This is a genomic window from Pseudescherichia vulneris NBRC 102420, from assembly GCF_000759795.1.
Lineage (GTDB): Bacteria > Pseudomonadota > Gammaproteobacteria > Enterobacterales > Enterobacteriaceae > Pseudescherichia > Pseudescherichia vulneris.
Genome location: NZ_BBMZ01000011.1, coordinates 1 through 25,462 on the forward strand (window position 1 = coordinate 1; position 25,462 = coordinate 25,462).

The 25,462-nt window shown below is 54.0% G+C and carries 34 protein-coding genes; 2 read left to right on the forward strand and 32 right to left on the reverse strand.

Translation table 11 applies throughout. The annotated features are described in order from the left end of the window. The 32 genes from EV102420_RS10240 to EV102420_RS10390 form a co-directional block, all read right to left on the reverse strand. Positions 1-954 (reverse strand): hypothetical protein (locus EV102420_RS10240; protein ID WP_042391473.1); only part of this gene is annotated, 954 nt, incomplete at its 3' end. Further along, positions 954-4,760: a TipJ family phage tail tip protein gene (locus EV102420_RS10245; protein ID WP_042391474.1), complete on the reverse strand. Its 3,807-nt coding sequence runs from the start codon at positions 4,758-4,760 to the stop codon at positions 954-956. The genes EV102420_RS10245 and EV102420_RS10240, both read right to left, overlap by 1 nt. 51 nt (positions 4,761-4,811) lie before the next feature. Beyond that, on the reverse strand, positions 4,812-5,399 hold the full coding sequence (locus EV102420_RS10250) for a tail assembly protein (RefSeq protein ID WP_042391475.1): 588 nt from the start codon (positions 5,397-5,399) through the stop codon (positions 4,812-4,814). Then, a complete protein-coding gene (locus EV102420_RS10255) occupies positions 5,399-6,109 on the reverse strand; it encodes a C40 family peptidase (RefSeq protein WP_042391476.1) in 711 nt (236 codons plus the stop codon). Before EV102420_RS10255 ends, EV102420_RS10250 begins: the two co-directional genes overlap by 1 nt. Before the next feature lie 2 nt (positions 6,110-6,111). Continuing rightward, positions 6,112-6,870, reverse strand: coding sequence for a phage minor tail protein L (locus tag EV102420_RS10260; protein ID WP_042391477.1), 759 nt, complete (start codon positions 6,868-6,870; stop codon positions 6,112-6,114). Then, positions 6,867-7,205, reverse strand: a complete 339-nt coding sequence (locus EV102420_RS10265) for a phage tail protein (protein ID WP_042391478.1) — start codon at positions 7,203-7,205, stop codon at positions 6,867-6,869. Before EV102420_RS10265 ends, EV102420_RS10260 begins: the two co-directional genes overlap by 4 nt. A gap of 2 nt (positions 7,206-7,207) precedes the next feature. Beyond that, entirely contained in the window at positions 7,208-9,664 is a 2,457-nt protein-coding gene (locus EV102420_RS10270) for a phage tail tape measure protein (RefSeq protein ID WP_255211676.1), read from the reverse strand. Between the two features lie 37 nt (positions 9,665-9,701). Then, complete coding sequence (locus EV102420_RS10275) at positions 9,702-10,166, reverse strand: hypothetical protein (RefSeq protein WP_042391479.1); 465 nt, start codon at positions 10,164-10,166, stop codon at positions 9,702-9,704. Between the two features lie 51 nt (positions 10,167-10,217). After that, positions 10,218-10,382, reverse strand: a complete 165-nt coding sequence (locus EV102420_RS22655) for a phage tail assembly protein T (protein WP_502685195.1) — start codon at positions 10,380-10,382, stop codon at positions 10,218-10,220. Next, the gene (locus EV102420_RS10285) at positions 10,379-10,864 is read right to left on the reverse strand and encodes a phage tail assembly chaperone family protein, TAC (protein WP_042391481.1); all 486 of its coding nucleotides are present in this window, start codon (positions 10,862-10,864) and stop codon (positions 10,379-10,381) included. Before EV102420_RS10285 ends, EV102420_RS22655 begins: the two co-directional genes overlap by 4 nt. A gap of 3 nt (positions 10,865-10,867) precedes the next feature. Continuing rightward, a complete protein-coding gene (locus tag EV102420_RS10290) occupies positions 10,868-11,365 on the reverse strand; it encodes a phage tail tube protein (RefSeq protein WP_042391482.1) in 498 nt (165 codons plus the stop codon). A gap of 47 nt (positions 11,366-11,412) precedes the next feature. Continuing rightward, the gene (gene gp17, locus EV102420_RS10295) at positions 11,413-11,778 is read right to left on the reverse strand and encodes a tail completion protein gp17 (RefSeq protein ID WP_042391484.1); all 366 of its coding nucleotides are present in this window, start codon (positions 11,776-11,778) and stop codon (positions 11,413-11,415) included. Next, positions 11,775-12,260, reverse strand: coding sequence for an HK97-gp10 family putative phage morphogenesis protein (locus tag EV102420_RS10300; protein WP_042391485.1), 486 nt, complete (start codon positions 12,258-12,260; stop codon positions 11,775-11,777). The genes gp17 and EV102420_RS10300 overlap by 4 nt, the downstream gene beginning before the upstream one ends. Further along, positions 12,253-12,585, reverse strand: coding sequence for a phage head closure protein (locus tag EV102420_RS10305; RefSeq protein ID WP_042391486.1), 333 nt, complete (start codon positions 12,583-12,585; stop codon positions 12,253-12,255). The genes EV102420_RS10300 and EV102420_RS10305 overlap by 8 nt, the downstream gene beginning before the upstream one ends. A gap of 2 nt (positions 12,586-12,587) precedes the next feature. Beyond that, positions 12,588-12,794 carry a hypothetical protein gene (locus EV102420_RS22055; protein WP_042391488.1) on the reverse strand — a complete coding sequence of 69 codons (207 nt, stop codon included), beginning with the start codon at positions 12,792-12,794 and terminating at the stop codon, positions 12,588-12,590. 60 nt (positions 12,795-12,854) lie between these two features. Beyond that, the gene (locus EV102420_RS10315) at positions 12,855-13,160 is read right to left on the reverse strand and encodes a head-tail connector protein (protein ID WP_042391489.1); all 306 of its coding nucleotides are present in this window, start codon (positions 13,158-13,160) and stop codon (positions 12,855-12,857) included. Next, positions 13,129-13,362, reverse strand: a complete 234-nt coding sequence (locus EV102420_RS10320; RefSeq protein WP_042391490.1) for a hypothetical protein — start codon at positions 13,360-13,362, stop codon at positions 13,129-13,131. The genes EV102420_RS10315 and EV102420_RS10320 overlap by 32 nt, the downstream gene beginning before the upstream one ends. 36 nt (positions 13,363-13,398) lie before the next feature. Continuing rightward, complete coding sequence (locus EV102420_RS10325) at positions 13,399-14,562, reverse strand: phage major capsid protein (protein WP_042391491.1); 1,164 nt, start codon at positions 14,560-14,562, stop codon at positions 13,399-13,401. Between the two features lie 11 nt (positions 14,563-14,573). After that, positions 14,574-15,242: an HK97 family phage prohead protease gene (locus tag EV102420_RS10330; RefSeq protein ID WP_042391492.1), complete on the reverse strand. Its 669-nt coding sequence runs from the start codon at positions 15,240-15,242 to the stop codon at positions 14,574-14,576. A gap of 17 nt (positions 15,243-15,259) precedes the next feature. Beyond that, entirely contained in the window at positions 15,260-16,531 is a 1,272-nt protein-coding gene (locus EV102420_RS10335) for a phage portal protein (protein WP_042391493.1), read from the reverse strand. Position 16,532: 1 nt separating this feature from the next. Further along, a complete protein-coding gene (locus EV102420_RS10340; protein WP_042391494.1) occupies positions 16,533-18,065 on the reverse strand; it encodes a terminase large subunit in 1,533 nt (510 codons plus the stop codon). 9 nt (positions 18,066-18,074) lie between these two features. Next, the gene (locus EV102420_RS10345; protein WP_042391495.1) at positions 18,075-18,509 is read right to left on the reverse strand and encodes a hypothetical protein; all 435 of its coding nucleotides are present in this window, start codon (positions 18,507-18,509) and stop codon (positions 18,075-18,077) included. Between the two features lie 120 nt (positions 18,510-18,629). Then, positions 18,630-18,839 (reverse strand): hypothetical protein, encoded by a 210-nt coding sequence (locus tag EV102420_RS10350; protein ID WP_042391496.1) that lies wholly within the window; start codon positions 18,837-18,839, stop codon positions 18,630-18,632. Between the two features lie 12 nt (positions 18,840-18,851). After that, positions 18,852-19,142 carry an HNH endonuclease gene (locus tag EV102420_RS10355; protein ID WP_042391497.1) on the reverse strand — a complete coding sequence of 97 codons (291 nt, stop codon included), beginning with the start codon at positions 19,140-19,142 and terminating at the stop codon, positions 18,852-18,854. Positions 19,143-19,153: 11 nt separating this feature from the next. After that, positions 19,154-19,921, reverse strand: a complete 768-nt coding sequence (locus EV102420_RS10360; protein WP_052512351.1) for a hypothetical protein — start codon at positions 19,919-19,921, stop codon at positions 19,154-19,156. 175 nt (positions 19,922-20,096) lie between these two features. After that, positions 20,097-20,375 (reverse strand): hypothetical protein, encoded by a 279-nt coding sequence (locus EV102420_RS10365; RefSeq protein ID WP_042391498.1) that lies wholly within the window; start codon positions 20,373-20,375, stop codon positions 20,097-20,099. A 178-nt stretch (positions 20,376-20,553) separates the two neighbouring features. Then, the gene (locus EV102420_RS22340; protein ID WP_131406010.1) at positions 20,554-20,766 is read right to left on the reverse strand and encodes a hypothetical protein; all 213 of its coding nucleotides are present in this window, start codon (positions 20,764-20,766) and stop codon (positions 20,554-20,556) included. A gap of 12 nt (positions 20,767-20,778) precedes the next feature. Continuing rightward, positions 20,779-21,234, reverse strand: a complete 456-nt coding sequence (locus tag EV102420_RS22060; RefSeq protein WP_042391499.1) for a lysis protein — start codon at positions 21,232-21,234, stop codon at positions 20,779-20,781. Further along, positions 21,224-21,727, reverse strand: coding sequence for a lysozyme (locus EV102420_RS10375; protein ID WP_077776521.1), 504 nt, complete (start codon positions 21,725-21,727; stop codon positions 21,224-21,226). Before EV102420_RS10375 ends, EV102420_RS22060 begins: the two co-directional genes overlap by 11 nt. Then, positions 21,727-21,969: a class II holin family protein gene (locus EV102420_RS10380; protein ID WP_042391500.1), complete on the reverse strand. Its 243-nt coding sequence runs from the start codon at positions 21,967-21,969 to the stop codon at positions 21,727-21,729. Before EV102420_RS10380 ends, EV102420_RS10375 begins: the two co-directional genes overlap by 1 nt. Positions 21,970-22,111: 142 nt before the next feature. Further along, entirely contained in the window at positions 22,112-22,519 is a 408-nt protein-coding gene (locus EV102420_RS10385) for a type II toxin-antitoxin system HicB family antitoxin (protein ID WP_042391501.1), read from the reverse strand. A 50-nt stretch (positions 22,520-22,569) separates the two neighbouring features. After that, positions 22,570-22,746 carry a type II toxin-antitoxin system HicA family toxin gene (locus tag EV102420_RS10390; protein ID WP_042391502.1) on the reverse strand — a complete coding sequence of 59 codons (177 nt, stop codon included), beginning with the start codon at positions 22,744-22,746 and terminating at the stop codon, positions 22,570-22,572. Positions 22,747-23,027: 281 nt separating this feature from the next. Here EV102420_RS10390 and EV102420_RS10395 point away from each other — a divergent pair, with 281 nt between their 5' ends. Both EV102420_RS10395 and EV102420_RS10400 read left to right on the forward strand, forming a co-directional pair. Beyond that, the gene (locus EV102420_RS10395; protein WP_042391503.1) at positions 23,028-24,203 is read left to right on the forward strand and encodes a nucleoid-associated anti-phage protein; all 1,176 of its coding nucleotides are present in this window, start codon (positions 23,028-23,030) and stop codon (positions 24,201-24,203) included. Then, on the forward strand, positions 24,193-25,455 hold the full coding sequence (locus EV102420_RS10400; RefSeq protein ID WP_052512352.1) for an anti-phage protein: 1,263 nt from the start codon (positions 24,193-24,195) through the stop codon (positions 25,453-25,455). Before EV102420_RS10395 ends, EV102420_RS10400 begins: the two co-directional genes overlap by 11 nt. The last annotated feature ends 7 nt before the right edge of the window (positions 25,456-25,462 follow it).

Genomic DNA, 25,462 nt, shown 5'->3' on the forward strand with positions numbered 1-25,462 from the left:
CGCATAGGGGTAATACTGGTCGTAGATACTGCTGTCGATAAGGCCCACCCTGCCGCTGATAGCCCACGGCTTAAACGCAGATGCCTCGCTGGAAGAAATAATCCGGCTCGAATAGACCACCGCGGAGGACGCCTTCCAGACGCCACCAGAAATACCCGCGCTGGAACAGTTCATGTTCAGGTAGCCGCCGTATTGTGGGTTCGATGGATCCTGTGGAATATAAATCCCGGAGGTGATACCGGGAGTAACCGCCACTGGGGATCCCGACGTTGCATCCCCCTCCAAAAGTCGCATGTTCAAAGGCAGACAATTGCTGTGCCACACCATAGCTCCGTCCCGGTACAGGAAAAAGCCATGCGTAGGTATGTTAACGAGGTAGTTTGAGAAGATGTACATCCGGCAGCCCGTTTGCGTCATGCCGCCCGTCTGCACGAACGAGAATCCGTAATTACCCCCCGCATTGTACTGCTGGTAAAAGGACGTCGGCATCCGCGCATCGCCGTCGCGCGCCCGGATAAATGTCACGATTTTCTGACCCAGCGGGATTGATGAGGCGATATTCTGGCTACCCGGCGGAACATCAATCACGCTGACCAGGCAAAACGGGGTGAAGTCAGGCGCCAGTTTAATTGTCCGGTTACCGTTGCCGTCGTAGGAGTAGAGCGAGAATCCGTAATAATCCGACTCCCGCCCCGTATTGGGTGAGGCGAATACTACCAGTCGGATCGGCGTCGCCACATTCCATGAGACGACATTCCCGGAAACAGTTACCTGATACGGGTTATTAGTCGGCATCGCCTGGATCACCGACTCGATAAGTAGCGACGCCTGGTAGGTACATCCGGCGGGGTAGGATTTGCTACCCGAACCGGAAATATCCAGCACATCCATCACGTAGTTAACCGCCATCGAGTTTATGGCGTCAAACGAGGTTCCCTGGATAAATGTCTGCATTACAACCTCTGCCCCATAACTGCCGCCGGGCGTCCGTACTGGTCATACGAAACGAGCCGGTTATTGTCGAGCGTAAACCGGCCCTGGCCTGCGTTAGCGCCATTGATCTGTACAGCCCCTGTCCTGAAGTTGATAGACATACCCGTCTGCGCTGGCACGAAATTAACTGAATCGATCGTCTCAGCCAGTTTGGCGCGCGTAATGGTGGCGTCTCCAATGACGGTATCACGGATGATTACCTGCCCGTTCTGAATGACAAACGGCAGCGTCACCGTACTGCCAGCTGTAGTGGTAACGGCGAAGCGGTCAGCCAGGAAGACGATCTGTGACTGCATGCCACCTGGTGTGTTCTCTACGCCAATCCCCATCCCTGCTGCATAGTATTGTCCATTACTGGCAAGACCTACCTTGATGCTGTACATCGCGTTCAGCTTGCCGTTGACGTCAGCCAGCGCCTGGGCGTTTGTTGTCACTGACGAACTGACGCCACCGATCGTGGCCGTCAGCGAGGTGATCTGCGATGCCGTGGACTGCCGGTAATCAGCAAACGTCTGGTTGATGCTGTTGATCGAGGCGACAGCACTGTCCACCCGGGAGGACATCTGCAGCATGGACTGTGCAGTAGCTTCCCGGTCGCTGACCGCTACCGTATCAATGCGGTCAATCTGGGCGCTGTTGGCAGCATTCACCGCCGTCAGGGTCCGCCGGGCACTGACCTGCGCCAGCGTGTTCTCAATCAGGGCTACCGCCGTATTCTGCACACTGCCGCTGGCCTCCGATGTCTGGCCCGCCAGCTCATCGAACCGGGAGGCCGTGGCGCTGTCCAGCGTGGTGACCACCTGATCGAGTTCGGTGATCGCCGCGGTGTTTTGCGCCACCTGCTCAGTAGCTGCATCAGCTGCATCACTTGCCGCATCGGCTTTATCAGCGGCGGTTTTAGTTGCTGCCGTCAGTTGACTAACCGCCGTCGCCCGCGCTTCTTCCTCGGTGGCGATCGCCTCGCGCACCTCAGTGATGCCCGCTGCGTTTGCTGCCGTCGATGCATCCAGCCGGGTGACGTCGGTAACCCGCGCCTCGGTCTCTGTGGCAATCACCTGCCGCAGTTGCTCGAACTGCGCCGAGTTCTCACCGTTCTGGGCCGACTGCCGGAACGTCACTTCTGCGATGGCCAGAGCGTTTTTAATGACGCCCTCGGCAGTTTCCCGGTTTGCGCCGACGGCCGCCGCCAGCTGATCGGCATTTTCGGCTATTGAGGCAGCCATGTCCGCAACTGTCTGGCTTGTCTCGACAGCGTTCTTGATAAGGTCCTTGAAGAGTTCGGTGTCTTTGATCTGCTCCAGAATGGCGTCGGTGATGTCGCTGACATCGATACTCGCCTGCCCGCGCACCCAGTCGGTATAGCCCGACTCGTTACCGGTTTTGTCCACCAGCTGCGCGCGGTACCAGAAAATCTGCCCGGCCCGCAGGCCCATCTGCTGATACTTTCGCGCCGGGTACGGCACGTCGGCCAGCAGCATGGCGTCATCATCGGATCCAGTAACGCTGTACTGAATTTCCGTCTTCAGCGTGTCGCCGGTGTTCTCTGAAAACCCCCAGTTAAGCTCGATGCCAAACACCACGTTATCCGACGCGGTGAGGCCGACAGGTTTAGGCGGATTGCCCACTTTGCCGGTTAACGCCACCTCATCCGAAAAACTCCAGACACTTGATGCGTCCATCGCATTAACGGCGCGCACGCGCACCAGGTAGCGGCCAGCATAAATACCCGTCACCTCAAAGCCCTGAGTTGAGGTACGCGGCACACTGACCCAGTTGCCGGAGTCTTTTCGCCACTGGGCCTCATAAGCTATGGCGCCGGGAACGGAATCCCAGGCCACACGCATAGTGGTGACAGCAATCCCCTGGTTGACCTGCGAGTAACTGTCGATTGAGACATTATCCGGGGGCGCCTGCACACCTGGCGGAATGACGCTGATTGGACGCTCATCGAGGCGGGCACCATGATCCACAGCGAAGTAAAGATCGGGGTTGTACGTTGTGCCGGTGACCGCATAGGTGCCGTCGTTGTTGTCGGTGACGGCCGTTACGCGAAATAGCGCCATATACAGATCGTCAGCCTCGACCGCCCAGTTGCTTTCCGCTTCCGGCGTCTCGCTCCAGGGGGTGGTGACGGTAACCATGTCACCATTAACAGCCTGGACAGTGCGCGCCTGCGCAGATCCGGAAGGCAGGTTAACGAAAAGGCGATCCCCTGGCTTGACGTCGGCTGCACGGTCAAGCTTAACGGTGCGCCCGTTCACTGCACTGATGCGCCCGCCGATAATACGCCCGGCCAGTTCATTCGCGGCCACACCAATAACTTTCCCTACCGACGGTACATCCAGGCCGGTATCGAACGTCACTACCTCGCCCGCCCCATTCGTCAACAGGATCCAGCGCCCGTGGCGGTTTGCCTCTGACTGGCGATCACACCCGATAGCCGTCAGCTCAATCTGGCGGTAGTCGTAGCGCATTGCCAGCTCGTTGTCGTAAACGGGTTCAGGTGTATCTTTGTAATGATTTTTTGGATCTGACCAGTTGACCAGCGCCGTGGTGTAGCGCGTCGTCTCGCTGGGGTCGGAGAAGGTAAATTTGCCGTTGACCACGTTGGCATGATTGTAGATGTGCGAGGTGTCGTCCGGCATATCCGCCAGGACATACATGCGGTTGTCGCCCCAGTAGGTCATACCCCGGAACCGCGCCGCCAGGTCACGCAGCACCGTCCATGCGTCCGCCCGGTCCTGAATGTACACGTTGCAGCGGTGGCGTGGCTCCATGCCGCCTCTGCCATCCGGGATCAGCTGATCGCAATACTGCGCGATGCGGTACAGCTCCCAGCGGTCAAGCTGCTCAGAGCCAATACGCTGGCCGAGGCCAAAGCGCTCGCTCAGGACGATATCGTAGAAAATCCAGGCCGGGTTATCGGTCCAGGCCCATTTAAAAGTGCCCGTCCAGGTCCCGCTGTAGGTCCGGGTCTCCGGATCATAGGTATCGGGCACCCGGATGATCCGCCCTTTCGGGCTGCACACCACCTGCGGAATGCCGTTCGGGAACTGCCGGGCATCAAATTCAACGTACAGCAGCGCGGTATGCGGATAGCGAAGCTTGGCATCGATGATCTCGGTAACCGCCTGCACCTTCATCGTATCGACGACGTTGATGCTTGTGGCGTCCGGAGAGACGCGGCGCACGCGCAGCTGCCAGCCGGTGGTGGCCTTCGGCAGGTTTATACGGTGGCTTCGCTCGTAGAGAGTCGTCGCCTTGTCGTCCACAACACCGTTAATCACCGTCTCGTATGTGCCGCCATCAACAGACAGATCGATGGCGTATTCCACACGGGTACCAACCTTGTCGCCGTTATCCTTCTGCCAGAGCAGGGTCGCCCAGCCTACGCGGACCCGTACCGCTGACAACTGCGTGTTCGAAATTGCGCGGATGTACGGCACAGCGAACTTCAGCTCATAGCCAACAGTCAGCTCGTTTTCAACGCCGGGGAAGCCCTGAATGTAAGACTGGTCCTGCACACCGGATCGGAACTCCCAGACCACACCGGGGAAGTTTTCCGAGCCGTCAGTGTTCTGCAGCGGTGTATAAGAAGTTCCGTCACCGAAAAAAATTGTCTGCCCTGTCAGCCCGCCGGCAAACTCCCCTTCGCCCAGGGCGATCAGCATCTTGGCCCGGGCGATCGACTGGGCGCTGTCCGGAGACTCAACCGGAGTGTGCCCCTTTTTGCTGCCACTCTTGCGGCCTTTTATTTTCGTGGTCATATTTCGCCCATAAAAAAAGCCGCCATAAGGCGGCCCGGGATGAAAAGAGAATTACTGCTGGTCTTCGGTGTAGATGCCCGCCGAAATGATGGCCCCGCCAATTTCACGCTGCCCGTACAGCAGCGGTACCGGGTTACCGGCGGCAGTGGTATTCACCGGACCGCCGAACGCATAGGAGGGTTTATTGTCCGGATCCTCCCGCGAACGCAGCCCGGCCACCTGCGGAGAAAGCATCTGAACCACGCCGCCGACGGCCATAGATCCGGCAGCAGCATACAGCGCACCCTGCGTGGCAGCGGTCCAGCCGATCGGGTTCCACCAGGCAAAGGCGGCGATGGCGGCGGCGGCCACGATCTGGAACACGCCCGCGCGCTTACTGCCGCGAATGACAGGAATAATGCGCAGCTCATTACCGGCGCTGCACATCCCGAACTCGTCCTCCCCGATGTTGCGACGGTTGCGGAAGATAACGAAATCAAGGCCCAGCGCCCGCGCCTGCCGCATCCAGGCCTCAAAGCCGTCAATAGTCGCCGAGAGCGCCCGGAAAACCTCCTTCGACGTATCGAGCACGCGGTAATGGGTTCGCCCGAAGCGCTGCGCCATTGAGCCGCTCAGTTTGATCACGGTGCAGTTCTGCATTACATCAACTCCTGATGTCGGACAATTTTGATGGTCCGGTCGAGGTAATAGCCCCCGTACGGCACCCGCTGGCTCAGCTGTCCGTACATGTGATGCAACAGCATGTTGCCCTCCAGCAGCACACCGGCATGGTTTGCCACAGGCGACTGGACCTGCATGATGACCACATCGCCCGGGCGCGGCGGCCCGCTGAATTCACGGAAACCACATTCGTACCAGTTATCCATATACAGGTTTTCGCCCTGCTCCCACCAGTGGCGCTCCACGCTGTAATTGGGCAGCGTGATGCCATGTTCTGTGCGGAAGTAATCCATCAGCAGCGTCCAGCAGTCGGCGTGCCCCAGTACGAACTGGCGGCCAGTCAGCGGACGATCGCCGCGGGGCGTGATAGTGCGGATATCGCCCTCAGGCCATGAGGCGATCACCCAGGGCACCTCGGTGGCATCACACATCAGCATGTCAAGCTCGCTGGGCTGTGTGGTTGCTCCGTCGCCCGGATGGCTGTGAACCACGGCCACCACCGTGCCCTGGTCCTCCGCTGCGGCATAATCCTCGGGGGCGATCTCGAACTGCTCACCGGGGGCGGCGGCGCGGTTCTCGCAGGGAATGTATTTTTCTACCCGGCCCTTCTGGATAACCAGCCCGCAGCACTCTGAGGGGAAAGCTGATTCAGCGTGCGCCAGAATGGCACTGATCGTTTTACTGCGCATGGTTAACTCCTGAGAAGGGAAGCGCCTGGCATACCGCCAAAATCCAGCTCCTCGTTTTCGCCGAATCGCGGTTTACAGCCGGTCGAAAGCAGGCCGGAACAGACATCCAGCGCCGGGTCATCCACCTGATTACCGTCTTTATCGAACCAGCCGTTTTGCCCGGCGTAGGTGCAGCCGTTACCGGTTTTATACCAGCCCCGCATGCACCAGGTACACAGCGGCTGGATCTGGCGCGTCGGGATCTGTTGGCCGCGCAGGTCGGCGGGACTGGACAGCTCAAACTCCACCGTTTCGTCATCGCCGCCGGATTTACGATCCACATAAAAGACCTGCTTGCGCTCCTCCAGCGGGTCGGCATCCGGATTGCCCTGCGAAAAATTGCGGGCATCCAGATAGTGGGCAAAGGTTTCATGGATAGTGACCTTCGCCCGGGCCATGCCCTGGAACCGGCGACACAGCGCGCCGATGGTTCCCTTGATATTTGCCACGGTCAGTTTTGGCCTGGCGCTCTGGCCGTCGCTGCTGAAGGACAGCCCTTCCAGCTGGAAAGGCCAGGCGCTGTACTCCACTCCCTGCCACCATAGCGACTTCGGATCGAGAAGAGTTTCGTCTCCTCCTGCTGCGGCAAGCTCGGCCTCGGTGTGTGCGATCGTCTCGTTGTGAAATCGCAGGATGCCGGCGCCGAACGCCGAGCCGTCCACCTCCAGCAGTTTGACCTTTTCGCCGGGCTCCAGCTTCTGTACGTCAGATGAAATGCTCATGGATGAAATGCCTGTGTGAAGGTGGTGCTGAGGGTGTAGAGACCGGCACCGTGGGTAACAATATTGACGGATTCGGATCGGTAAAGACCTGCGGGTTCGAGAGGCGGCTTCCACTGAAAAGATTTCCAGCCCGCGTGCCGCTCAAGAAAGGCTTTTATCTCCAGAATATAGGTCTCCTTTCCGGTAAAGCTGACGGTCCATTGCGGCGTCCTGGGGTTGATACCGTCGCCCGACACCTGGGCATATCCGTCCCCGAACTGCGCCTTACGCGTCCGGAAACTGGTGTCACTTTGTGCGCCGACACGCGGGCACCAGGTAAAAGTTTCTACGGCCAAGGTTAAACTCCTTTGATTGCCCGCCAGAGAGGTGTGCCGGGGCGGCTGACTTCATCGTTGACCGTGCGCAGGATCGCATCCGTAAGCTGGCGGCCAGCGGCGCTGGCAATACCCTGGCTGGCCGGCTGCTGCGTCTGGGAGTTGAAATTGATATCGCCGATACTGACGGACAGGCCGCCGCCCTGCCCCTGACCGGAATCCAGTGCCCGGACACCCAGCGAGCCGTCGGCGGCACGCGTCAGCGGCATGATCGCCTCCGGCCCGGCTTCACCCATCAGGCCAGCGCCTTTAGCGAACGCGAACATGGTCGGGCTGTTGACGATGCTGTTGCTGAACTTGCTCAGATCGGCGGATTCGTACACTCCGCCTTTGGCATTTAGCTTTACGCCTGCCGCCGCGCTGGCATATGAACCTGAAGGCGTGCTGCCGCCCGCTGCCGCGCCAAAGCTGAAAAGCGAGCCGATACTGCTGACAGCGTTGGCGATTGCCATATTAACCAGCACGGTCTGGATCGACTTCAGGACGCTGACGCTCCAGTCCTTCCAGGAAGCCTCGTTATCGTTGAGCATATCGACAATATTGCTGGTAATGCCGGACATCGCGCTCTGCATTGCGCTGGCAGCCTGAGAGGAGTAGTTCGTGGCGTCATCAACCCAGTTAGCCAGGCCGTCGCGCGCACCGGTCACCCAGTCGGCGTCGAGCTGGTCTATCTGCTGGTAGTAGGATTCGTAGTTGCCGAGGCGCTCGGCCTGGGCCTTTTCGAGCTCACCTGTATAGCGGTCGTACTCGCCCTGGTTCTTGATTTCACCAGTCAGGTAACGAAGCTGCAGATCAGCGCGCTTTTCGTTAAATTCCCGCTCGACGGCCAGCCGCTCGCGCATACGATCCCGCGCCTTGTCACCCATGCCAGCACCTACGATATCGGCATTGAGGGTGGCGGCGCTGTTCGCGTTCTCGCGCTGCAGGTTCGCCACGTATTCGGCCACTTTAAGATTGTCTTCATTGGCCTTTTTAACAGCATTAAGCCGATCTACCTCTGTGGCCAGTTGCTCAAGGTGCTGGCGCTGCGTCGCGTTAAGCCCCTCCAGTTTGCCGTCAGCGATATCAAACTGCAGCTTCTGCTGCTCTGTAACCTCAGCTGATTTTTTACCCGTCGTGTCGATCAGGGCTATCTGGCGAAGGTAGCTTTGCTCTGTAGCTTTGAAGGCACCCTCAAGCTTTTTAGCTCCGGCGTCAACCGTTGGCTTGCCGTTTACCTCATTAACTCCAAGCGCAAATGAACCCGCTGGCGCCGTGGTAGCTTGAGTCGTGGGAGGGAGATTCACAGCATTTTTTTGTTCTGACAGCTTTTCACGCTGTTCGATTAATCCCTTTAGCTCTTGACTCAAGGTTTTTACGCTGTCATCCCCGCCTGTTAGCCAGCCAAAGAAAGACTCACCTTGGGAATAGAAACCGTCTCGCCCCGAAAGGTTTCCCTGAAGATATTCAATACGCTCATTTATCTGATCGATATTTGACATATCGACATTCCCGCCTAAGGCGGCCATTCTATTTCCCGACGCTACTGCAAGCTTACCAGCCTCAGATGCCGCCTTTGCCATCCATCCCGCCAGCCCAGCTATCTGGCTCACAAGAGAAGCCAGGCCTTGCAAAACAGAAGGATCGGTTAAGATGTTTTTTACATCGCTGAGAGACTTATTTAATTGAGACAAGTCTACTTTTGCGAGTCCACTAGCGATTTCAATTTTCAGCCCTTTAACTTGAGCATCTATATCTTGAAAAAGCTCGTTAACTTTCAACAGGTCATTAATAGACTTGGCGTCAGGAGCAACACCATAATCTTTAGCTTGTTGAATAAATGACTTTAATTTTTCATTATTATTATCAAAAAGCGGGAGTAGTTTTGATAAGTCATTACCAAGACTTTCAAGAATGGTTATCTTCCCGGCGTTAGTAGAGACTTTACTTAAAGCCTCACCAATAGCCAAAAGTTGTTTATCTGGAGTGGTTTTGGATAACTTATCTGCTGATAAACCCAACGCATTTAGCGCATCAACAGCCTCACCTGACTTATTAAGTACAGCATCACCAATTTTATCGCCAATATCTTTGAAAATATCAGCCATCTGGTCACCAGATACCCCGGCTTTTTCTGCTGCAAACTGCCACGCAAGAAGCTCTTGGGTCGAGACGCGCAGAGATTTTGCCCAGCGATCGGTTTCTGTGATTTGCTCAGAAGTGGACTTCAGCAAAACAATGCCAGCAGCGCTTGCGGTTACCGCCGCACCTGCCGCAGCGACCCCTACTGACGAAATAGCTGAACCGACAGCTTTAGCGTCTTCCTCTATTTGCTTGCGCCATTTCCCTGATGAGCGCTCGGCCTTATCCATTCCCGCAACAAAACCGCCCACCTTGGCTATTAGATCTATCGTGAGGGTGCCAAGAGATTTACTAGCCATTTTTTCTCCAAAAAAAACCCCGCTAAGCGGGGCTCATTTAGCTGTTCTCTTTTAGCCTAATTTCTAACTGCCTCCTAAAATCCTTTTGCAGTTCAACAGGCAAAGAAGTTAACCATTTATCAATAAGAGGTCTGTTCATCAGCATGATATCTGAAACACTACTCTTGCTATATTTCCCTAAAAGCATGAGTGTTACCCTATCAATGGCTAAAATATCAAGGCGTTCACCGCCATCAGCTTGGATAACAAAATATTTTGCATCAATGCGTTCTAGCTCAGTGAAATCTACTACAGGAACATTCCTCTTCCTTCTTAATGCTGAGACTATCAGGCCACCTAAGAACAAAAAACCTGCAATTATCACTAGATTCTGCCTTAGAGAAAGCAGCCCGAAATTAACAACATTCGTGCCATCTCCCACAGGGACAGTCACATCCATTAATAGGGCATATATACCAAGTAACACGCCAATTAAAGAAAGAAGCCAACCAAAATTTTTCATTACGAGATCTCCATCTATGAAGATCTAAATGTATCACAAATATTAACCTGATTAGCTCCAAGCCTTCATTGCATCTTCCAGAGAGAGGGGCGCTTCGGGTATATGTGGAGCAAAATCACTGATACGGAATGTCGGAGCATCCTTGCCTTTGTTGACGTTTGCCAGAACGGAGGAGATCAGCGCAGCGCCCCACTCCGTTCGCATAATCGGGTTCAGGCTGCCGTATTGTTCCCGGTATTTCGCCCAGAGCTGCGACTCTTTGAAGCTGATCGCTTCCCGCGCTTCGGCGATGGTTCTTCCGCCGATGCCGTTGAGGACGAGCTCGCACCAGAACTCGTCTTCGGCGCTGAGCTGGTACTCTTTCCCAGATCGTTAACCTCCTGGATGGCAACCAGCAGAGCGATAGTCAACTGACCATCCAGCGCGCCGCGTTCCGGATCCGCTTCGCCGGTAATGTCCGCCGGGGAAAACACCGGATGTCCAGCTTCGTCGCAGATTGAGGCAGCAATACGCCCGGCCACGCCATCCACCCGGCCATTTGCCGCCATAACGTCGGTCATCGCCGAGTGGTAGCCCATAGGGCGGATATAGACGGTTGCGGTGATCTCCTGCTCACCCTGCTTCCAGGTGATTTCTTTCTCTACCGGGCGGCCGGTGAATGCTCCGGCCTGTTTCAGTGCATCTAATGTCAGCTTCATGCTTTAGGCGCTCGCTTTTGGTACCCAGACGGCAGAGCCGGAACGCTGGATAGAGGCGGAAGTGGAAACAACCGTGTTGGCTGCAAAATCAAACGGGAAGTCGCTGACGTAACCCTTGAAAACAAACCAGGTGCGGCTGTCGGGCAGCGCCAGTCCGTCTACCGCACCGCTCGTGCCGCTGGCGGCTGCCGTCGGTCCGGCTTCACCATCAGACCAGCCAATTGCAAAGGTCAGGTCCTGATCGGCTTCATCATCGGAAATCGACAGGTTATAAAGCATGATATGGCTGGCATTTTTAGGATCAGCATTCAGCGTGAGGGATGCTGCGCCCGGGGTACGAAGCCCGCGTTTGTAAGTACGATCGTTCTTTTCAGCGAGGCAGGTATCCTCAATCTGGTCAGCAGGGTTACTGCCTGGTGAAAACGCTGTAATACATTCCACTTCACTCACTGCGCCATTGGCGAGCAGATAGAGCTGCGTGCCTTGAGTTAATACAGACATGGTTTATCTCCGGTCATAAAAAAACCGGCTCAGGGCCGGTGAGAGGGTTATCGCTTCACTATCCAGTCCACGTCGAACGAATAGCGGTAGCGTCTGGTTTCGGGGTCTTTTTCCTGCCCACCCCAGCGCGTGATATATGCGTGTGGCTCGATAGCGTCGCGTAGCGCGGCGGCAACAGCGATCACGTCGTCCACGGTGTCGGCATATGCATCAACCTGCAGGGTGAACGAATCGACATCGGGCCGTTGCGCGAGATAGTTCTCCGGTGAGCCGGTGACGTTCTGCCACACCACGTAGGGATAGACCACGTTGTCGTCCTGCTGGCCGAACGGATAGAGGCGCAGCGTGTCGCCGCCCAGCAGTGCAACCACCGACGGGCTGGCGGCGCAGACGCTAAAGATCGGCGCAATCATGGAGGCACTCCTTTTTTCGCCGCGCGCTTGATGGCACGGTCAATGGCCTTTTCGTATTCAGTAGCAAAGACGTTCACCACCTCACCGACACTGCTTTCAGCCGCAGGGCGCATAAACGGCTGCGCCCGCACATTCTCGGTACCGAACTCAATCAGTCGCCAGTGTGGCGTGGGCGCATTCTCACCAAGGTCAGGATCTTTTTTCAGGACGGCACCGTGAAGAACGCCGATCCGAAAACCCAGATTGCCGGTGGTTTTAAAAACCCGCCCGTTCCAGCGCATTGCCACGTTTGCGGCAATGCTGCGGCCAGTATGCGGATCATCGATTCGGCTGGCGTTCGCTTTCGCTTTTTCGACAATCACGTTACCGGCGCGCCTGAGAGCAGCCCGCCCGCCGCGACTGCGCAGATCGTCACTGACGGAGGATAGTTTCCCCAGCAACGCCTCAACACCGATTATGCTGAAATCAACGCCGTCAGCCATCGTTAACCCCCCGCGAGCATGGCAGCGTCAGGTATTCCCGGCCGCTTTTATCGTCTTCCAGCACGCCCTGAATATCGTAAACGCGGCCACGGTAAAGAATGCGGTGCTTATCCGTGACATCATCACGCCAGCGGATAGTGATCCGAGTGGTTACCTCGCTCTGTCCCGCCTGCGCGGCCACAAAATCGCGCGCAGACAAATCGGTAACGTTAGCCCACAGCTCAGCCACATCAGCCCAGCCATTAACGATCGCGCCAGTGGCCGGGCTCTGCGTTTTAACAGGCTTTTGCAGCGTGATTCGTTTATTAAGTTTCCCGGCCTGCATGGCTACCCCCTGGGCCTGGTGCTGAGGTAGGTGGGGTGCGGGGAATCAATCGTTGTGGTTTCTATGTCGCCAGCGAGATCCCGCAATATAAGCGAGGACAGTTCCTCATTTGATACCGCCAGGCGGGTTATCGCGGCGGTCTGTTCGTTCAGTGCCTTTGTCTGTGCTGCCAGTGCTGCCAGCAGCTGATTTACCTGTTGATCGTTCATAGGCGATTTTCATCCACTTTTTAAGCCATTCACGCCGGGCGGCGCATCCGGAGCAGGCCATCAGTGCCACCGCCGGTGCTGTAAAAGCAACGCCTCGACGCCAAGCGGCGTTTCCGCCAGATTCTGCGACGCGGCTTCACGGTTCGCATACCAGTGGCCAATCAGCAAAAGCATTGCCGCCCAGATGCCGGAAGTAAAAAGAACCTCTCGGGGAGGCTCTTTTTCTTCTGCTGGCGGCGTCAGTACCTCCACCAGCGCACCGTCACAGAAATGCTCAACATAATCAACGGCGGCCGATGCGTATGCGCCGATAAGCGTATCTTCGGCGTCGCTATCAACCCTGAGATGCGCCTTTATCTGCGCCATCTGCTCCGCGCTTATTTCCACCTTTACCCCCGGTTTTCGGTTTTTCGGGATCTGGCGTTTCTGCCTTTTCAGGCTCAACCTCTTCTGCCAGATGCAGTTTCACCAGCGCCTCGCCGATCTCCTTTTTCACGATGCGGGTTTCGCCCTGAGAAACGGTGCCGAGGTGGTAGTGCGAGAACATACGGAGAGCTTTAATTTTCATAGCGTTTACGCGGCCATTGCTGACCGCGCCCTTCTGTTATGCGCCGGTACCGACGGTAATATCACCGGTAACGATGGCCGCAGGACGATAGTGCGCCAGCGCCAGACGCTCTTCGCACAGGATGGTCAGCATGTTTTTAACGAAGTTATCGCGATCCTGATTACTAATCTCGATAGTGGCATCCATGCGATCCCACACCTGAGATGCCAGCCCAAACGCGCCAACGGTGAATTTCCCTGCCGTCTGCGCCGTGGTCGACACCACCGGCAGACCCCAGAGCACTTTGGAGGCAAACGCCTGCGGGCCGCCAAGAATGTAGTTGCCGTTAGCGTCTTTCAGCAGCGCGATGCGGTGCCAGTCCGCCGGGTTAAGAATGATGCCGTCGGCTTCGAACTCGCTCAGCGACACCTGATAGATGGCATGTGCCAGAACATCAGCACCGGTATCCCCGGTCGCGTTCAGTGCGGTTTCGTAGTCGTTCGCCACCACGTTCAGCCCCTGGAGGTTGTCGCCGGTGCCATCCCCGTTCAGCATCTGGTTCTCTTCCACCAGCGCCAGGCCATACATCATGCGGGAGTTGATGTAAGACTCGAGGGCAGGCGCATCGTCCATAATCTGGCGCGATGCCTGGATCCAGTGGGCGATAGTCTTCACGTTCGCCGTTTCTTTGGTGAAGGTGATGTTACTTTCAGGCTTGAGCGTACCTTCTGCCACTGGCGCGGCTGCGTTGGTAAACACGTTCTCACGAACGTATTCCAGCGCGTTGCTGGTAATGCGCCCCTGCGCCAGCAGATCACGTACGGTCAGGCGACGGAGACCCGGCATCAGGATGCCCGGCTGCTGCTGCGGCAGAACCAGAGCGCCGGCAGAGTTCGCTCCTGACCCGATCACCTTGTCGAAGCTGGTCACTTTCGCTTTGGTGCGGGAGCCATCCCAGCCCTTCATCAGGTCTTCGGACACGCGCTCTGCAAAGGACTTCTTGGCGGTCTGTTCAGGCGAGTTGCCAGCCAGTTTCTGCTCAAGATCGAACAGGCGGTTGCCGGTGCTTTTCAGTTCATCCTGGGCTTTAGCCAGGTCGGTCTGCAGCTGTTTGTTGATCTCACCATTTTGGTTGATGGACTTACGCTGCTCCTCGATGAGCTCCTTCACTTCTTTCTGGGAGTTCTCGATCGCTTTTTCCAGTACAGATAATTCAGACATGTGGTGCTCCGTTACTTGTTCCGCAGGTTAGCGGCAAAGGAAGTTATGCGCTGTGCAAGCGCGTCAATGTCGCCGCCGCCGAACTCGCTTCGGCCTGCGGTCTTCACGCGGGCGATAAACGCCTGCGCTTCAGCGCGCGTAAGACCGACTGAATCCCTCAGCCAGGCCTCCGCGTCACGAATGGTTTTGATGCCGTCGATACTTTTCATGGCGGTCACGCCCGCCAGCTCGTTAGCCGGGAATGTGCAGACGCTGATCTCCCGGAGATACGAGATGTTTTTGAAAATTAGGCCGGTAGTGCCGACGCTGTAATCGTCCGGTCCGACAGAAAACCCGACCGACATCCCCTCGACAGTGCCATGCTGCATGGCTGCCTTCAGGTCTTCGGCCAGACTTAGCCCGGGGGTGAGCTGCCCGCGCACAAACAGACCCTTCTCGTCCTCATGCATGGCATCCCACTTGCCGACCGGGATGGCGCGCGTCTGGTGGTTAAAGAACATCGCCACCTGGCGGCTCTGGTTAGCGACCACGCCAGCGAACGCGCCGGGTAAAATAATGTCGCCATCCGAGTCGGTGTTGTTGAATACCGAGGCGTAACCTTCAAACGTTCCCTTGCTGCCGTCACCGGTAAACTTAATTTCGGTCTGGTCGAACGCCAGCGTCTTGTGAATATCAGGCATCATGGCCCCCATAAAAATTAAGCCCCGTCAGTGCGGGGCTCTTTGTTTGTTCCGAGATCGGTAATGGGTACGTTCTGCGACTGGCGCGTTGCCACATCACCGCCAGGCAATGGCGGAAGGTTATCCAGTCGCCGCACCTCGTTAACGGTCCGGATCCCGGTATTGACCATCGTTTGCATGAATGCGGCGCGGCTCGCTGAATCACCGCGAAGCAGTCCATCCAGGTTATGCTCGGCGTGGAGCCTGCCCTGATCGGACTCTTTGACCAGCCAGCGCTCAATGCTGTATTCCCAGCGATCGAGATAGGGTTTCAGGGTGTACTGCAGAAAACCGAGGTTCTGCTGCTCAATGCCGCTGCCCCATGAAGTTGTTTTTTCAACATCACCGACCAGGTGCGGAGGAACACCGTAAAAGCGCGCCAGCTCTGCCACCTGAAACTTGCGCGCCTCAAGCATCTGCGCGTCCTGAGGCGAGATGCCAATAGGCTGGGTGGTAAATCCACTCTCCAGGATCCAGAGGCGTTTTCTCACCGGGCCACCGGCAATCTCCTTGAAGTTTTCCTCCAGCTGCCCGCGCTGCTCTTTAGTCAGCACCTTGCCGTCAGTCATCAGGATTTGCGGCGACTTCGCGCCGTTGGCGAAGAACTCCCGCTGGTTATCCTCCATAGCGATCGCCACGCCTGCAGATTTGGCGCTGAACGCCAGCGGCGACAACCCCACCAGCCCGTTAAAGCCGAAGCCTTTAAGGTGGAAAATCTCTTTAGGCTTAAAATCCACATACTCGCTGTCGCGCCGGTAGCGGTAGATGACATTTTTGCCATCGAGCCGGACATCCATGTTCGCGCTCAGCAGCGGCAGCATGCTGATGACATCACCCACGCTGTTTCGCTCCAGGTGCGCGTAGGCGTTGCCGTACGCGCAGAGCTGCATTGTCATCGCCTCGCGAAACTCAAGCGCGGTCATGAAGTTGTTGGGCCGGAAGCGGAGAAGCTTCGCCAGCGGGTTGGTGTTGTCGACTTTCTTACGCTGATCGTCGACGGTTTCAAAAACGTCCAGCGGTAAAGAGGCTGTGACGGTGGAGATGAGCCTGATGCAGGCCCATACGGTGCTGATCGACATGTTGCGCTCATCGCTCACCACCGATTCCCCGACAGTGCCGTGAGCTGATGTGCCCGCCATCTGCGAGCCGTTATCCGGTGTAACCAGTCGGCCACCGGTCAGAATAGAGGCCATGCGCGCCCAGAATGGCGAACGTGTCCGCAGGTCAATGCTGTAGTCGGTTTCTGCCATGCTAGATGCTCAAAAAGTTATAGATAAAGTCGTTAACGTCGCCCTGGTCTTCCACCTCATCGCTCGTCTGCGCGCCGACAGACATGGCCAGTGCAACCATGCCGTCGATACGCCCGCTGGATTTACCTTTTACAAACTTACGGTTTCCGGCGGGATCGGTAATAACCGTGGCGTTCTTGGCGCACATTTCGAGAATGGGGTGGTTGCCGTGCTTCAGTTGCGCGCCCAGCAGCCTGGCTTCCAGTTCCCTGAGCGCCGGGGACATCGAGACAAAGCCCTGGCCGAACTCAACGAACCGCTCGAGCTCTGCCTCAGTAAACCCGGCATCAATCAGATGCGGGCGAAGAAAACGCATGTTGTAGCGGTCGAACGCCAGCGCCCGGACGTTGCAGATATCGAACACGCGCCGCAACTCGCGGGCGATAAAGGCGTATTCAATGGCCTTGCCTGGCGTTGTGTTAAGAAAGCCCTGCTTCGCCCAGATGTCATACGGCACGCGATCATTGCGCGCCTTGTCTGCCAGCCCCTCTTCAGGCAACCAGAACTTACAGTGCACATCACCCTGTGTCGTGTTGAGCACCAGCGCGGTAAGGTCTGACACGCTGGAGAGGTCGAGCCCGCCCCACACGGTTTTACCAGTGAGATCGTCAGGCTCTTCCTTGTTCATGTGCCAGACGGTCTGGCTGACGAACGGGCTTTTAGCCTCCACGCGCCGGTTAAGCACCAGGTTCTCAAACTCTGCCTGGCGCGACGGGAGACGCTTCGCGCTGGCGGCCATATCCAGCACTTCTTTCTGGTTCATGAATACATCGAAGGCCGGGTTTGCCAGCCGGATGGCTTCAACCGAGAAAGGATCGATATCTTCCGGCGCGGTCTGGAGCCGGACCACCGTTCTCGGGTCAGCACCGGTCAGGCCGTCATCAATCAGCAGGCTGAGCAGATCACTTGCGTCAGGAGCCTGGGTACTGATGATCACCGAAATGGGGTTGTCCTGGGCGGCAGTCGCGGTCTCCAGCGCCTCATAGAGCGGGTCACGCGGTCCGCGTACCTGCCCAAGTTCATCGTGTGCAACAAATCGCGGCGAGAAACCGTAGGCCGTGGTTGCCTCAGCACTCAGTGCGCGATAGTAAGAGCCCAGTTCCGGGCAGTGAATCTCCTTGGCTGAATCCTTGATCGCGACATACTGCATGAGCACCGGGTTCATGCGGCACATCTTTGACGCCAGATTAAACAGGATGGCAGCCTGATCGCGGGACCGCGCCGCCGAATACAGCTGCGAGTTAGGTGCTGCCTCCGGTCCTACCAGGTAGAGCAGCATTAGCATGGCGGTTTCCACAGTTTTGGCGTTCTTACGCCCGCGGCTGATGATCGCCCGGCGTGTGCCATGCTTGTTGTCGAATATGGCCCTGAAATCGTCCTTCATGAACTCAGCCATTTTCAGGGGCTGGCCGACGAACTTACCTTCAGGGATGACGATATTTCTTTCGCACCAGAGGATATTCCTCTCGGCTCTTGTCAGATTTTTTTTAGCCATCAAAGAGCCTTAATCAATTTCCCAGGGCTTTTTCTCCCGAGCGAGATTGTTGTTAGCACGGCCAACCGTTTTAGGGTCGGCTGTAGCCTGGCGGGTGATCCGCAGGCGGGTCGCAAGAGAGGATGCCGATCGCACCTCCCGCTCGCGCATCGTAAGAAGTTTGTCGTAGCGCTTAAGACCGTCATCCCGGGCCAGCCACTCGAGCTCGAACTCTTCAATCTGGGTTGTGAGCAGCCGGGCCTGCACCACATGCCGACAGTACATCTCCAGCATGTCCCGGTGTGTTTCGGTGAATGAGCTGGCCGGGTTGTCATTGACCAGCCGGACCCAGACGTTAATCTCCGGATCGCTCAGGTGAATGGACGGCTGCAGCCTACTTTCAGCCAGTACCGGCAGCGAGGCAGCCGACGTCGCAGCCAGAGACTTTCTGCCTCGCTGTGCCATCGCTTTTTTCCTTTTTTTCTGGACGTTTTTAAAAATAAAACTGGGAGCGCGGTCTTTGTCGGCCAGGCGTCAGAGTTTTACCCTCCCCCTGCTCTCGCGACCATCAAACGAGAATGAATCTCATTTTTCGATAATCCGCAGGTTTTCGCGGGACAGGCTGGCGGACACGAGCCGATCGCCGACGCCGAGCGGCATGGTCAGGCTGACGGTTGGCAGTGACTTACCTGCCTCGTGGCTGAAGGTGATCGAGGTGAGATCGTTAAAGCTCACGCCATCAATGCTCAGTTCAATCAGCTTGCCATCGCGGTATTCAATCTTCAGGTCTTGCATTGCGTGCTCCTGTTACCAGATAACCCGGCCCTCGTCATCGAACTCGGTCACCGTTCCGCCGTTCTCCATGCGCTGCTTCACTGAGTCGTGGCAGCGTTTGCATAAACTTTGTAAATTTTCCGGATCGTGAAAGAGAGTTTCATCGCCTTTGTGCGGCTTGATGTGGTCCACAACAGCAGCCGACACCACCTGGTTACGCTTCAGATGAAACTCGCAGAGCGGCTGCTTCTGCAACTGGTGATAGCGCAGGCGGTACCATCGCTTCGTGTTGTAGAGGTTATGCCAGGGGGAGTTTGATGCCATACATTGAACCCTTAGGGACGATACAGCAGGCCGCCGGGCTTTACCGCGTTGCGTATGGCGTCGGTCACTACCTGATTAATGGTCTGTTGCAATGTGACCTGAGCAGAAGCCTGAGCATCCTGTGACGCCTGCAGCGCCTTAAACAAATCACTCTCACGCACAGCGTCAATGACAGCCTCGCGCATATCGTCAGAGAGGCGGGTCTTGAGTTCGACTGCTGTCGCGACTGCGTCTTTTAAATGCAGTGTGCCGCTCATATTAACCTCAAACTTTTCAGCATGAAGCTTTACCTGCTTTTTACCATTCTCAACAGCTACGCCAAAACCAGTAGCGCAAAGCCTGCCGTTCTCATCGTTACCTACGCGGATCGTGTAGTTCTGAGGTGTAACATAACCGCCAGACGGAGGCAGGTTTTGGCCCACCAGCCTTTTAAATGCCTGGCTTTCATTTATGCCCTCAAGGATATGATCAACAATATCCTGCACATCGGTCGATGTCGTAGCATCAATCCAGTCTCCGGCGCGCCATTCTCGCGCGGTACCATCTGCCCTAACAGGACGCAGGCGCACCTGCAGTCGCTCACCAGCTTTACGCCCAGAAATCAGGAGCCCAGTAACCGGCCAACTGATGACCTCTTTCACAAGGCGGTCATCTGCAAGGAGGTATTGCAGTTCAAGCTGAGAACCCCAGAAGCTCGAATCAGGCCATTTCCATTCGACGTTTACACCGAATGGCTTGGGTGTCGTTTTTACACAGGGAATGCTCAAACATTCAGTCATAGTGGTTTCCTTTTAGATGTGAGCCTGTCGCACGGGACAGCCGCCCGAGAGAAGCGGATCCCCAGGCTCACGGCTGAAAGACTCTCTTTGGTGCGCGTGCGAGGCGCATAAAAAAAGCCACCAGCGGATGCCAGTGGCTTGATGTGGTGGCAATAAAAAACCGTCCGAAGGCGGCTTATTTAAAATTTATCTTACGCTTCAGAAGATTGGCGATGTCGCCCTTAGCGAGCAAAACCATATCTGCCGTTGCTGTTATTAGCGTGTAAAAGCCCAGAGATTTAAGCTCCGAGTAGAGCTCGACACTGGTGCCTTGACTGATATTCTTGAAAAGCTCCTGGCTTATGCCATCGCCTTTTATCTCGATATATTCGACATCATCCTCTTCATCGTAGAACTTACTTGCTGACATCGCAGGAAAATTGCTGCCGATGATAGTTACAATTATCTCTTCCATATCCACCTCTTGATTGCAGTTCACTAACAACGTTAGATGACAAAATAATCTATTGCAATCAGTAATTTAACTGACGACCTCGTCAATCCAGTGTCGCGACGCTTCACAGCGTGGCTAACCGTGTTGTGCAGAGTGGAGAACATCATCAGGCGCTCTGCTCGAAAGCGCCTTGTGATGCTTAATCGCTGCTGCAACTTCCCGATCCGCTGTGATAGCTACTGCCGCTATCACAGGAAGAGGAAGAATCAGCCAAGCTCGGGCTAAGCGGACTGGCTGGGTTAAGGGGGTTAAACGGGTTGAGCAGGCCAGATGAAGAGCTGTTCTCGGCCTGACGGCGGCGGCGCTCATCTTCCTCCCGGCGGCGGCGTTCCCGGTCGGTGATGTAAGTCATATACCCTCTCTACTATTTAAGGCACTGCGTTTTAATGTAATCCTGCAGGTAACCGACCTGCTTCGTTACTGTGGCGATCCGCTCTCTGAGGGTGAAATAATCCCGTTGAGCGGACTCTGTAAGTCGGGGGCCGGTAGCATCGCCCAGGCCGCCGGTGCTGGCCTCTGCGGACGTGGGGCATTCTGCGTTGAGCCGCAGCCGCTTACGGCCAGCAGCAACATCACGCTCAAGCTGATCGATAGTTTCCTGGGCATCTGCCAGTTCTCCGGTGTATTTGGCATCCAGTGCGGCCACATCTCGCTGGCGCGTCTGCATATCATCTATGGTGTCGTTCGCCAGCTGCAAATTATGCTCAGCTGTATCGGCGCGCGATTTCTCCAACCCGTACTGGTGCTGGTAGTAAGCAGCAGTACCGCCCAGAAGCAGCATCAGGATCAGCGGCAAGACGAAATTCCAGTCAAATTTCATACTTGCTCTCCGCCAGGCACAAGCTACGCTCCATCTCGCGCCGGTTCTGGAGGCCCTTCCACTTCATGCCACCAGCGTAAACCCAGCGGCGCATCTCTTCGCACGCTCCGGCATGGTCGCCTTTGTTCAGCTTGCGCAGCAGCGTTGATTTCGAGAACGCGTCAGAGCCAACGTTAAAGACGAAGCTATAGAGAGCGGCTCGCTGGTACTCGTTCAGTGGTGCTTTGACCAGACTATCAACCGTCTTCTTGGCTGGCTGCAGGTCTTTCCACAGCAGGTTGTCACACTCGCGATCGGTGTAGGTCTTGCCTCTTAAGATATCCCGGCCCGTATGGCCATCGCAGACGGTCCATACCCCGGCAACATCCCGGTACGCTTCATACTTGCGCCCTTCTACGCCATCTTTGCCACCCAGAAATACCGTGGCGATCGCCAGCGCACCAGCACCAGCTACACCGATCAGTTTGTTACGTAACGACAATGAGATCGCCATTAATCCTCCGTAATATCAACCGGGCGTCTGGGCCAGGTCTTCAGCGCCTGGATCTGCGCCAACGTGGTCTTACGCTTGTAGTACCAGTTGATGCCGAACGTCAGGATTGCCACAACGATCCCGATAATCACCCCCAGAGCGCTCCACTCGTCGGGGCTTAACCGGGTTAGCAGTCCATTGGCTACCGTCCCGGCTGATGCGCCATAAGCTGCGCCAGTAGCCAATTTGCTCATATCAAACATGTCTCATACCTCCGGCAGTTGGGAGGCTGTGTGTAAGGGGAAGGGCCGTCAGGCACGCGGTTAATGGGAGATAGATGCTGATTGCCTGCGGCCAGATACGAAAAAGGCCCGCCGAAGCGAGCCTTAAGATGGTGAAGCGTTATTACGCGGCGTGCAGTTCCAGTGTCTTACCCAGCACCGCAAGCGCTTTCTGGATTGTGTCGATCTTGGTCGAGTGATGCAGGTTAAAGAGGCGCGTCACCTCCTGCTTTTTAATCCCCATGCGCGAAGCCAGCTCAACCTGGGTTAAGCCGGACGCAAGAAAGGCATTAAGCAGCAGCACCTTCGCCGCTACACTAGCGGGCACATCCACATAATCACCGGCCACCGCCCCCGGCGAGGGTACTGGCCGACCATCCTCGAAATAAAAATCGAAGGCAGTCACCAGCGCATCGCGCGCCATCGACAGCGCCTCTTCCCGGTCATCGCCCTGGGTCAGTGCCTCGGGGATATCCGGGAAGGACACAACATAGCCGCCAGTGTCCGGCTCAAGATTTACAGGGTATCGCATATCGTCTTGATGAAGCTTTTCCGAGAAACCAGCCCCAGAGGGCTGGTTTGTTATTTAAGGCCTAACTGCTTGAGTATCGCCTTTCGCAGTGTCTCTTTTAACTCAGAGCCGGGATGTCTGGGCATTACGCTTACCTTCCCGTTGTATCTTAGTTTCAGATGGTTGGTACCGTTTGAAACTTCGACCCCCTGAGATTCAAGCCACCGCCTGAACTCGTTTTGCTTCACCACTCCTCCATTCTGTTGAACATGCGATTATAGTAATCAATTATGCTTACACAGTCAACAATAATGCTTACTTCATGAAGCAAAAAACCCGCCTAAGCGAGGTTACAAATGCGCTTTAAGTTCGAGTCATAGAAACCAGTCTTAACAGATTACGATACTTTTTGCGTACGCATTAGCTTTATTGTAAAGTTTTCACCGTACGTATGTTTTCAATACTTCGCAGTCAAGATAGCGTTACAAGTTAAATTATAAAATTCTCAATAATTTCAAGGTGATACTTTATGGGCGGATTTGTTTGTCAGGAATGTGGCAATGTCATAGACGATATTGAGCAAAATTGCGAAATATGTGGCGCAAGCCCCAATGTTGCAAGAATCGGTAATCAAAATTTTATTGTTGTTAACGCGATCACAGCCCACCTTGAAAAAGAGAAAATTTTTGATTACACAATAGGCGAGCTATGGAACCTTACAACCCCAGTTGCCACCGAGTTTATTACCAGGATTGAGAAAAAATTTCGCAGAAAAAATAAATTTCACAACTATTTAATCAAAGATAGCCTTCCTAATTCAATTCCAACATTATTAACAAAATTTATTAAAGATAAAATTATCTTTGAGGATTTTTGCAAAACAGTAATGAACAAACTTAAACTAAACTCTAATAATGAGAATGTTGTTACAAAGCTTGTTGGTGGAACATTAGTGTTTGTCCACTACAAATCCCTTAGCGATGCAGATGATTTAGGAAAGTTACTCATAGTCATGGTTGATAAAAGGGGTGCATTTGATTTCGAAGAAGTAAGTCTACAGCCGAAAAGGCTTAACCCTGTAAACACCGATGCTCTTCGACAAGCTGCTATGTTTGACTTAACATTATTCGATGAGTGTTATCCAGATAATGATGGCCATTCCTACGTTGATTTTATCCAAGGCAAATCTCAGAGTGATGTTTTTAAGGATTCGTTAGGTTGCACTAAGGACGTTGATAACAAGCGTAGCATCAATGAAATATTCAGAGCAATAGAGACCTTTGTTTCGTTTAACTCACTGGGAAGAGCAGTAAGAGAAAATGCTGATGTTGAAGTTAGAGATTTCCTAGATACTAAGTCAAGAGATACTATTGATAAATCTGTTAGTGTGGATGAAATACAAAAAATCATTGACAAATGTTTACCAAAAAAATCAAAATTTTTAGGAACCTTTAAAGACTTCGTATATGAAAATGAGTTTAAAGTTGATGCGCAGTTTGAGCCTACCATATATTCTGCGACACAAGCACTTACTATAAAACTAACAGATGAAGACAAAAACTTCGAAATTAAAATCCTTCGTGGTGCAATAGGGGATGAAAAATCTAACAAACCAGTTATAATAGGAAGTAGAAATAATGAAGTGATTATACGATTATCACCCGAAGAGTTTCATAAACTAAGAAGATATGCAAATGAAAAATAAGGATAGTTTTGACAATATTGCAACCTTAATTGCATCTTCAGAGATCAAATCGAAAGATGGATTCGTTGTAATTAAATTAGCTTCCCCATGTAATAATAATGAAAAAACAAATCTACAATCTTCAATATCTCAAATTGGTTATCTAAAGCCTGATAACCTGTTTGAAGGTGACTCGGAAATCTGGCTGGACAAGCGAGCTAGCTGCTGGGACGAGGGGGATTGCCCTTTTTATAATAATTTAGAAAGTCTTTGGCAGCGTGTAAATAACTCAGAAAAACTGCCCGGCTATTTTTACATAGTTTCTGAAAAACTATCCCATTTAAATGTATCAAGTAATAAAACATTACTCACTTTCAATATTTACTTCACTTGGAAAAAAATACTTCAGGAACTATCAGATCATTTTGCCAATGATTTTTATGTTTTTTTCTTAATGAATGATAAAGGCGGGGACAAAATCGAAATAGAGTCAACATTACATTTTTTACAGCTGCCTTCATTTTCCGCGCCTACAAACGAGCTTAATATCGCCCTAAGCTTAGTGCAAAAAATTGATTTTGATGATCTTCATAAATCAGAACGCTGCTCAGTTATGCGTGCCACCCTCTACGAACTGACCAAATCAATGGAGAAAGATGCAAACAAACTTAAATTACTCATACAATTAACAACTGCATTTAACAAAAAATATAGCGAATTATACGAAATTTATACTAAGCGCTACTCTGTTAACAAACTATTGAACGAGCTTGATGAAAAGAGTTTAGAGTTTACATCCAAGATCAACGAATTTATTTCTTCAAGCCAAACGAAGGCGCTTACGATACCGGGAGCACTAATAGCGGTAGGTGCATTAGCTAAAGTCGATGCTCCACTTGAGGCAATAATCATTACATCTGGTTTATGGATGATAAAAAAAGTAAACACTTCATCCAATGATGTTTATAGAGAGGCTTTTACAGCATTGAATAATAGACTGGATAACGCCTTCAAAAAATACTTGAAATTCCATAATGAGCTTGAAGTCAAACAAAGCGCCAGTGTCATCCAAAAAGAGCTTGAAGTATTAATAAAGAATTCATGCGAAAGATTAAAGACCATTGACAAATTAGCATCTTTGATGTTTTGGGGTGGATTAATTTATCTTTTTATAAAGCTATCAAATAGCCATTTCCACCAACAGATAATGCATTTCTTTGATAAAGCTTTAACTGCATCACTCTCATATCTAGCTCCATATATTGCCCCATAATAATCAT

Coding starts and splice junctions, on each gene's coding strand:
- EV102420_RS22060 (WP_042391499.1), bottom strand. CDS start 21,234: ATGAAATTTGACTGGAATTTCGTCTTGCCGCTGATCCTGATGCTGCTT.
- EV102420_RS10305 (WP_042391486.1), bottom strand. CDS start 12,585: ATGCAGGCCGGGAAACTTAATAAACGAATCACGCTGCAAAAGCCTGTT.
- EV102420_RS10375 (WP_077776521.1), bottom strand. CDS start 21,727: ATGGCGATCTCATTGTCGTTACGTAACAAACTGATCGGTGTAGCTGGT.
- EV102420_RS10330 (WP_042391492.1), bottom strand. CDS start 15,242: ATGCCTGATATTCACAAGACGCTGGCGTTCGACCAGACCGAAATTAAG.
- EV102420_RS10275 (WP_042391479.1), bottom strand. CDS start 10,166: ATGAAAAATTTTGGTTGGCTTCTTTCTTTAATTGGCGTGTTACTTGGT.
- EV102420_RS10290 (WP_042391482.1), bottom strand. CDS start 11,365: ATGTCTGTATTAACTCAAGGCACGCAGCTCTATCTGCTCGCCAATGGC.
- EV102420_RS10380 (WP_042391500.1), bottom strand. CDS start 21,969: ATGTTTGATATGAGCAAATTGGCTACTGGCGCAGCTTATGGCGCATCA.
- EV102420_RS10350 (WP_042391496.1), bottom strand. CDS start 18,839: ATGCAAGACCTGAAGATTGAATACCGCGATGGCAAGCTGATTGAACTG.
- EV102420_RS10300 (WP_042391485.1), bottom strand. CDS start 12,260: ATGGCTGACGGCGTTGATTTCAGCATAATCGGTGTTGAGGCGTTGCTG.
- EV102420_RS10345 (WP_042391495.1), bottom strand. CDS start 18,509: ATGGCACAGCGAGGCAGAAAGTCTCTGGCTGCGACGTCGGCTGCCTCG.
- EV102420_RS10270 (WP_255211676.1), bottom strand. CDS start 9,664: ATGGCTAGTAAATCTCTTGGCACCCTCACGATAGATCTAATAGCCAAG.
- EV102420_RS10395 (WP_042391503.1), top strand. CDS start 23,028: ATGGGCGGATTTGTTTGTCAGGAATGTGGCAATGTCATAGACGATATT.
- EV102420_RS10385 (WP_042391501.1), bottom strand. CDS start 22,519: ATGCGATACCCTGTAAATCTTGAGCCGGACACTGGCGGCTATGTTGTG.
- EV102420_RS10355 (WP_042391497.1), bottom strand. CDS start 19,142: ATGGCATCAAACTCCCCCTGGCATAACCTCTACAACACGAAGCGATGG.
- EV102420_RS10245 (WP_042391474.1), bottom strand. CDS start 4,760: ATGACCACGAAAATAAAAGGCCGCAAGAGTGGCAGCAAAAAGGGGCAC.
- EV102420_RS10315 (WP_042391489.1), bottom strand. CDS start 13,160: ATGGCGCAGATAAAGGCGCATCTCAGGGTTGATAGCGACGCCGAAGAT.
- EV102420_RS10255 (WP_042391476.1), bottom strand. CDS start 6,109: ATGCGCAGTAAAACGATCAGTGCCATTCTGGCGCACGCTGAATCAGCT.
- EV102420_RS10335 (WP_042391493.1), bottom strand. CDS start 16,531: ATGGCAGAAACCGACTACAGCATTGACCTGCGGACACGTTCGCCATTC.
- EV102420_RS22055 (WP_042391488.1), bottom strand. CDS start 12,794: ATGAACGATCAACAGGTAAATCAGCTGCTGGCAGCACTGGCAGCACAG.
- EV102420_RS10325 (WP_042391491.1), bottom strand. CDS start 14,562: ATGTCTGAATTATCTGTACTGGAAAAAGCGATCGAGAACTCCCAGAAA.
- EV102420_RS10320 (WP_042391490.1), bottom strand. CDS start 13,362: ATGAAAATTAAAGCTCTCCGTATGTTCTCGCACTACCACCTCGGCACC.
- EV102420_RS10250 (WP_042391475.1), bottom strand. CDS start 5,399: ATGCAGAACTGCACCGTGATCAAACTGAGCGGCTCAATGGCGCAGCGC.
- EV102420_RS10285 (WP_042391481.1), bottom strand. CDS start 10,864: ATGAAGCTGACATTAGATGCACTGAAACAGGCCGGAGCATTCACCGGC.
- EV102420_RS10340 (WP_042391494.1), bottom strand. CDS start 18,065: ATGGCTAAAAAAAATCTGACAAGAGCCGAGAGGAATATCCTCTGGTGC.
- EV102420_RS10360 (WP_052512351.1), bottom strand. CDS start 19,921: ATGACTGAATGTTTGAGCATTCCCTGTGTAAAAACGACACCCAAGCCA.
- gp17 (WP_042391484.1), bottom strand. CDS start 11,778: ATGATTGCGCCGATCTTTAGCGTCTGCGCCGCCAGCCCGTCGGTGGTT.
- EV102420_RS22340 (WP_131406010.1), bottom strand. CDS start 20,766: ATGACTTACATCACCGACCGGGAACGCCGCCGCCGGGAGGAAGATGAG.
- EV102420_RS10365 (WP_042391498.1), bottom strand. CDS start 20,375: ATGGAAGAGATAATTGTAACTATCATCGGCAGCAATTTTCCTGCGATG.
- EV102420_RS10260 (WP_042391477.1), bottom strand. CDS start 6,870: ATGAGCATTTCATCTGACGTACAGAAGCTGGAGCCCGGCGAAAAGGTC.
- EV102420_RS10400 (WP_052512352.1), top strand. CDS start 24,193: ATGAAAAATAAGGATAGTTTTGACAATATTGCAACCTTAATTGCATCT.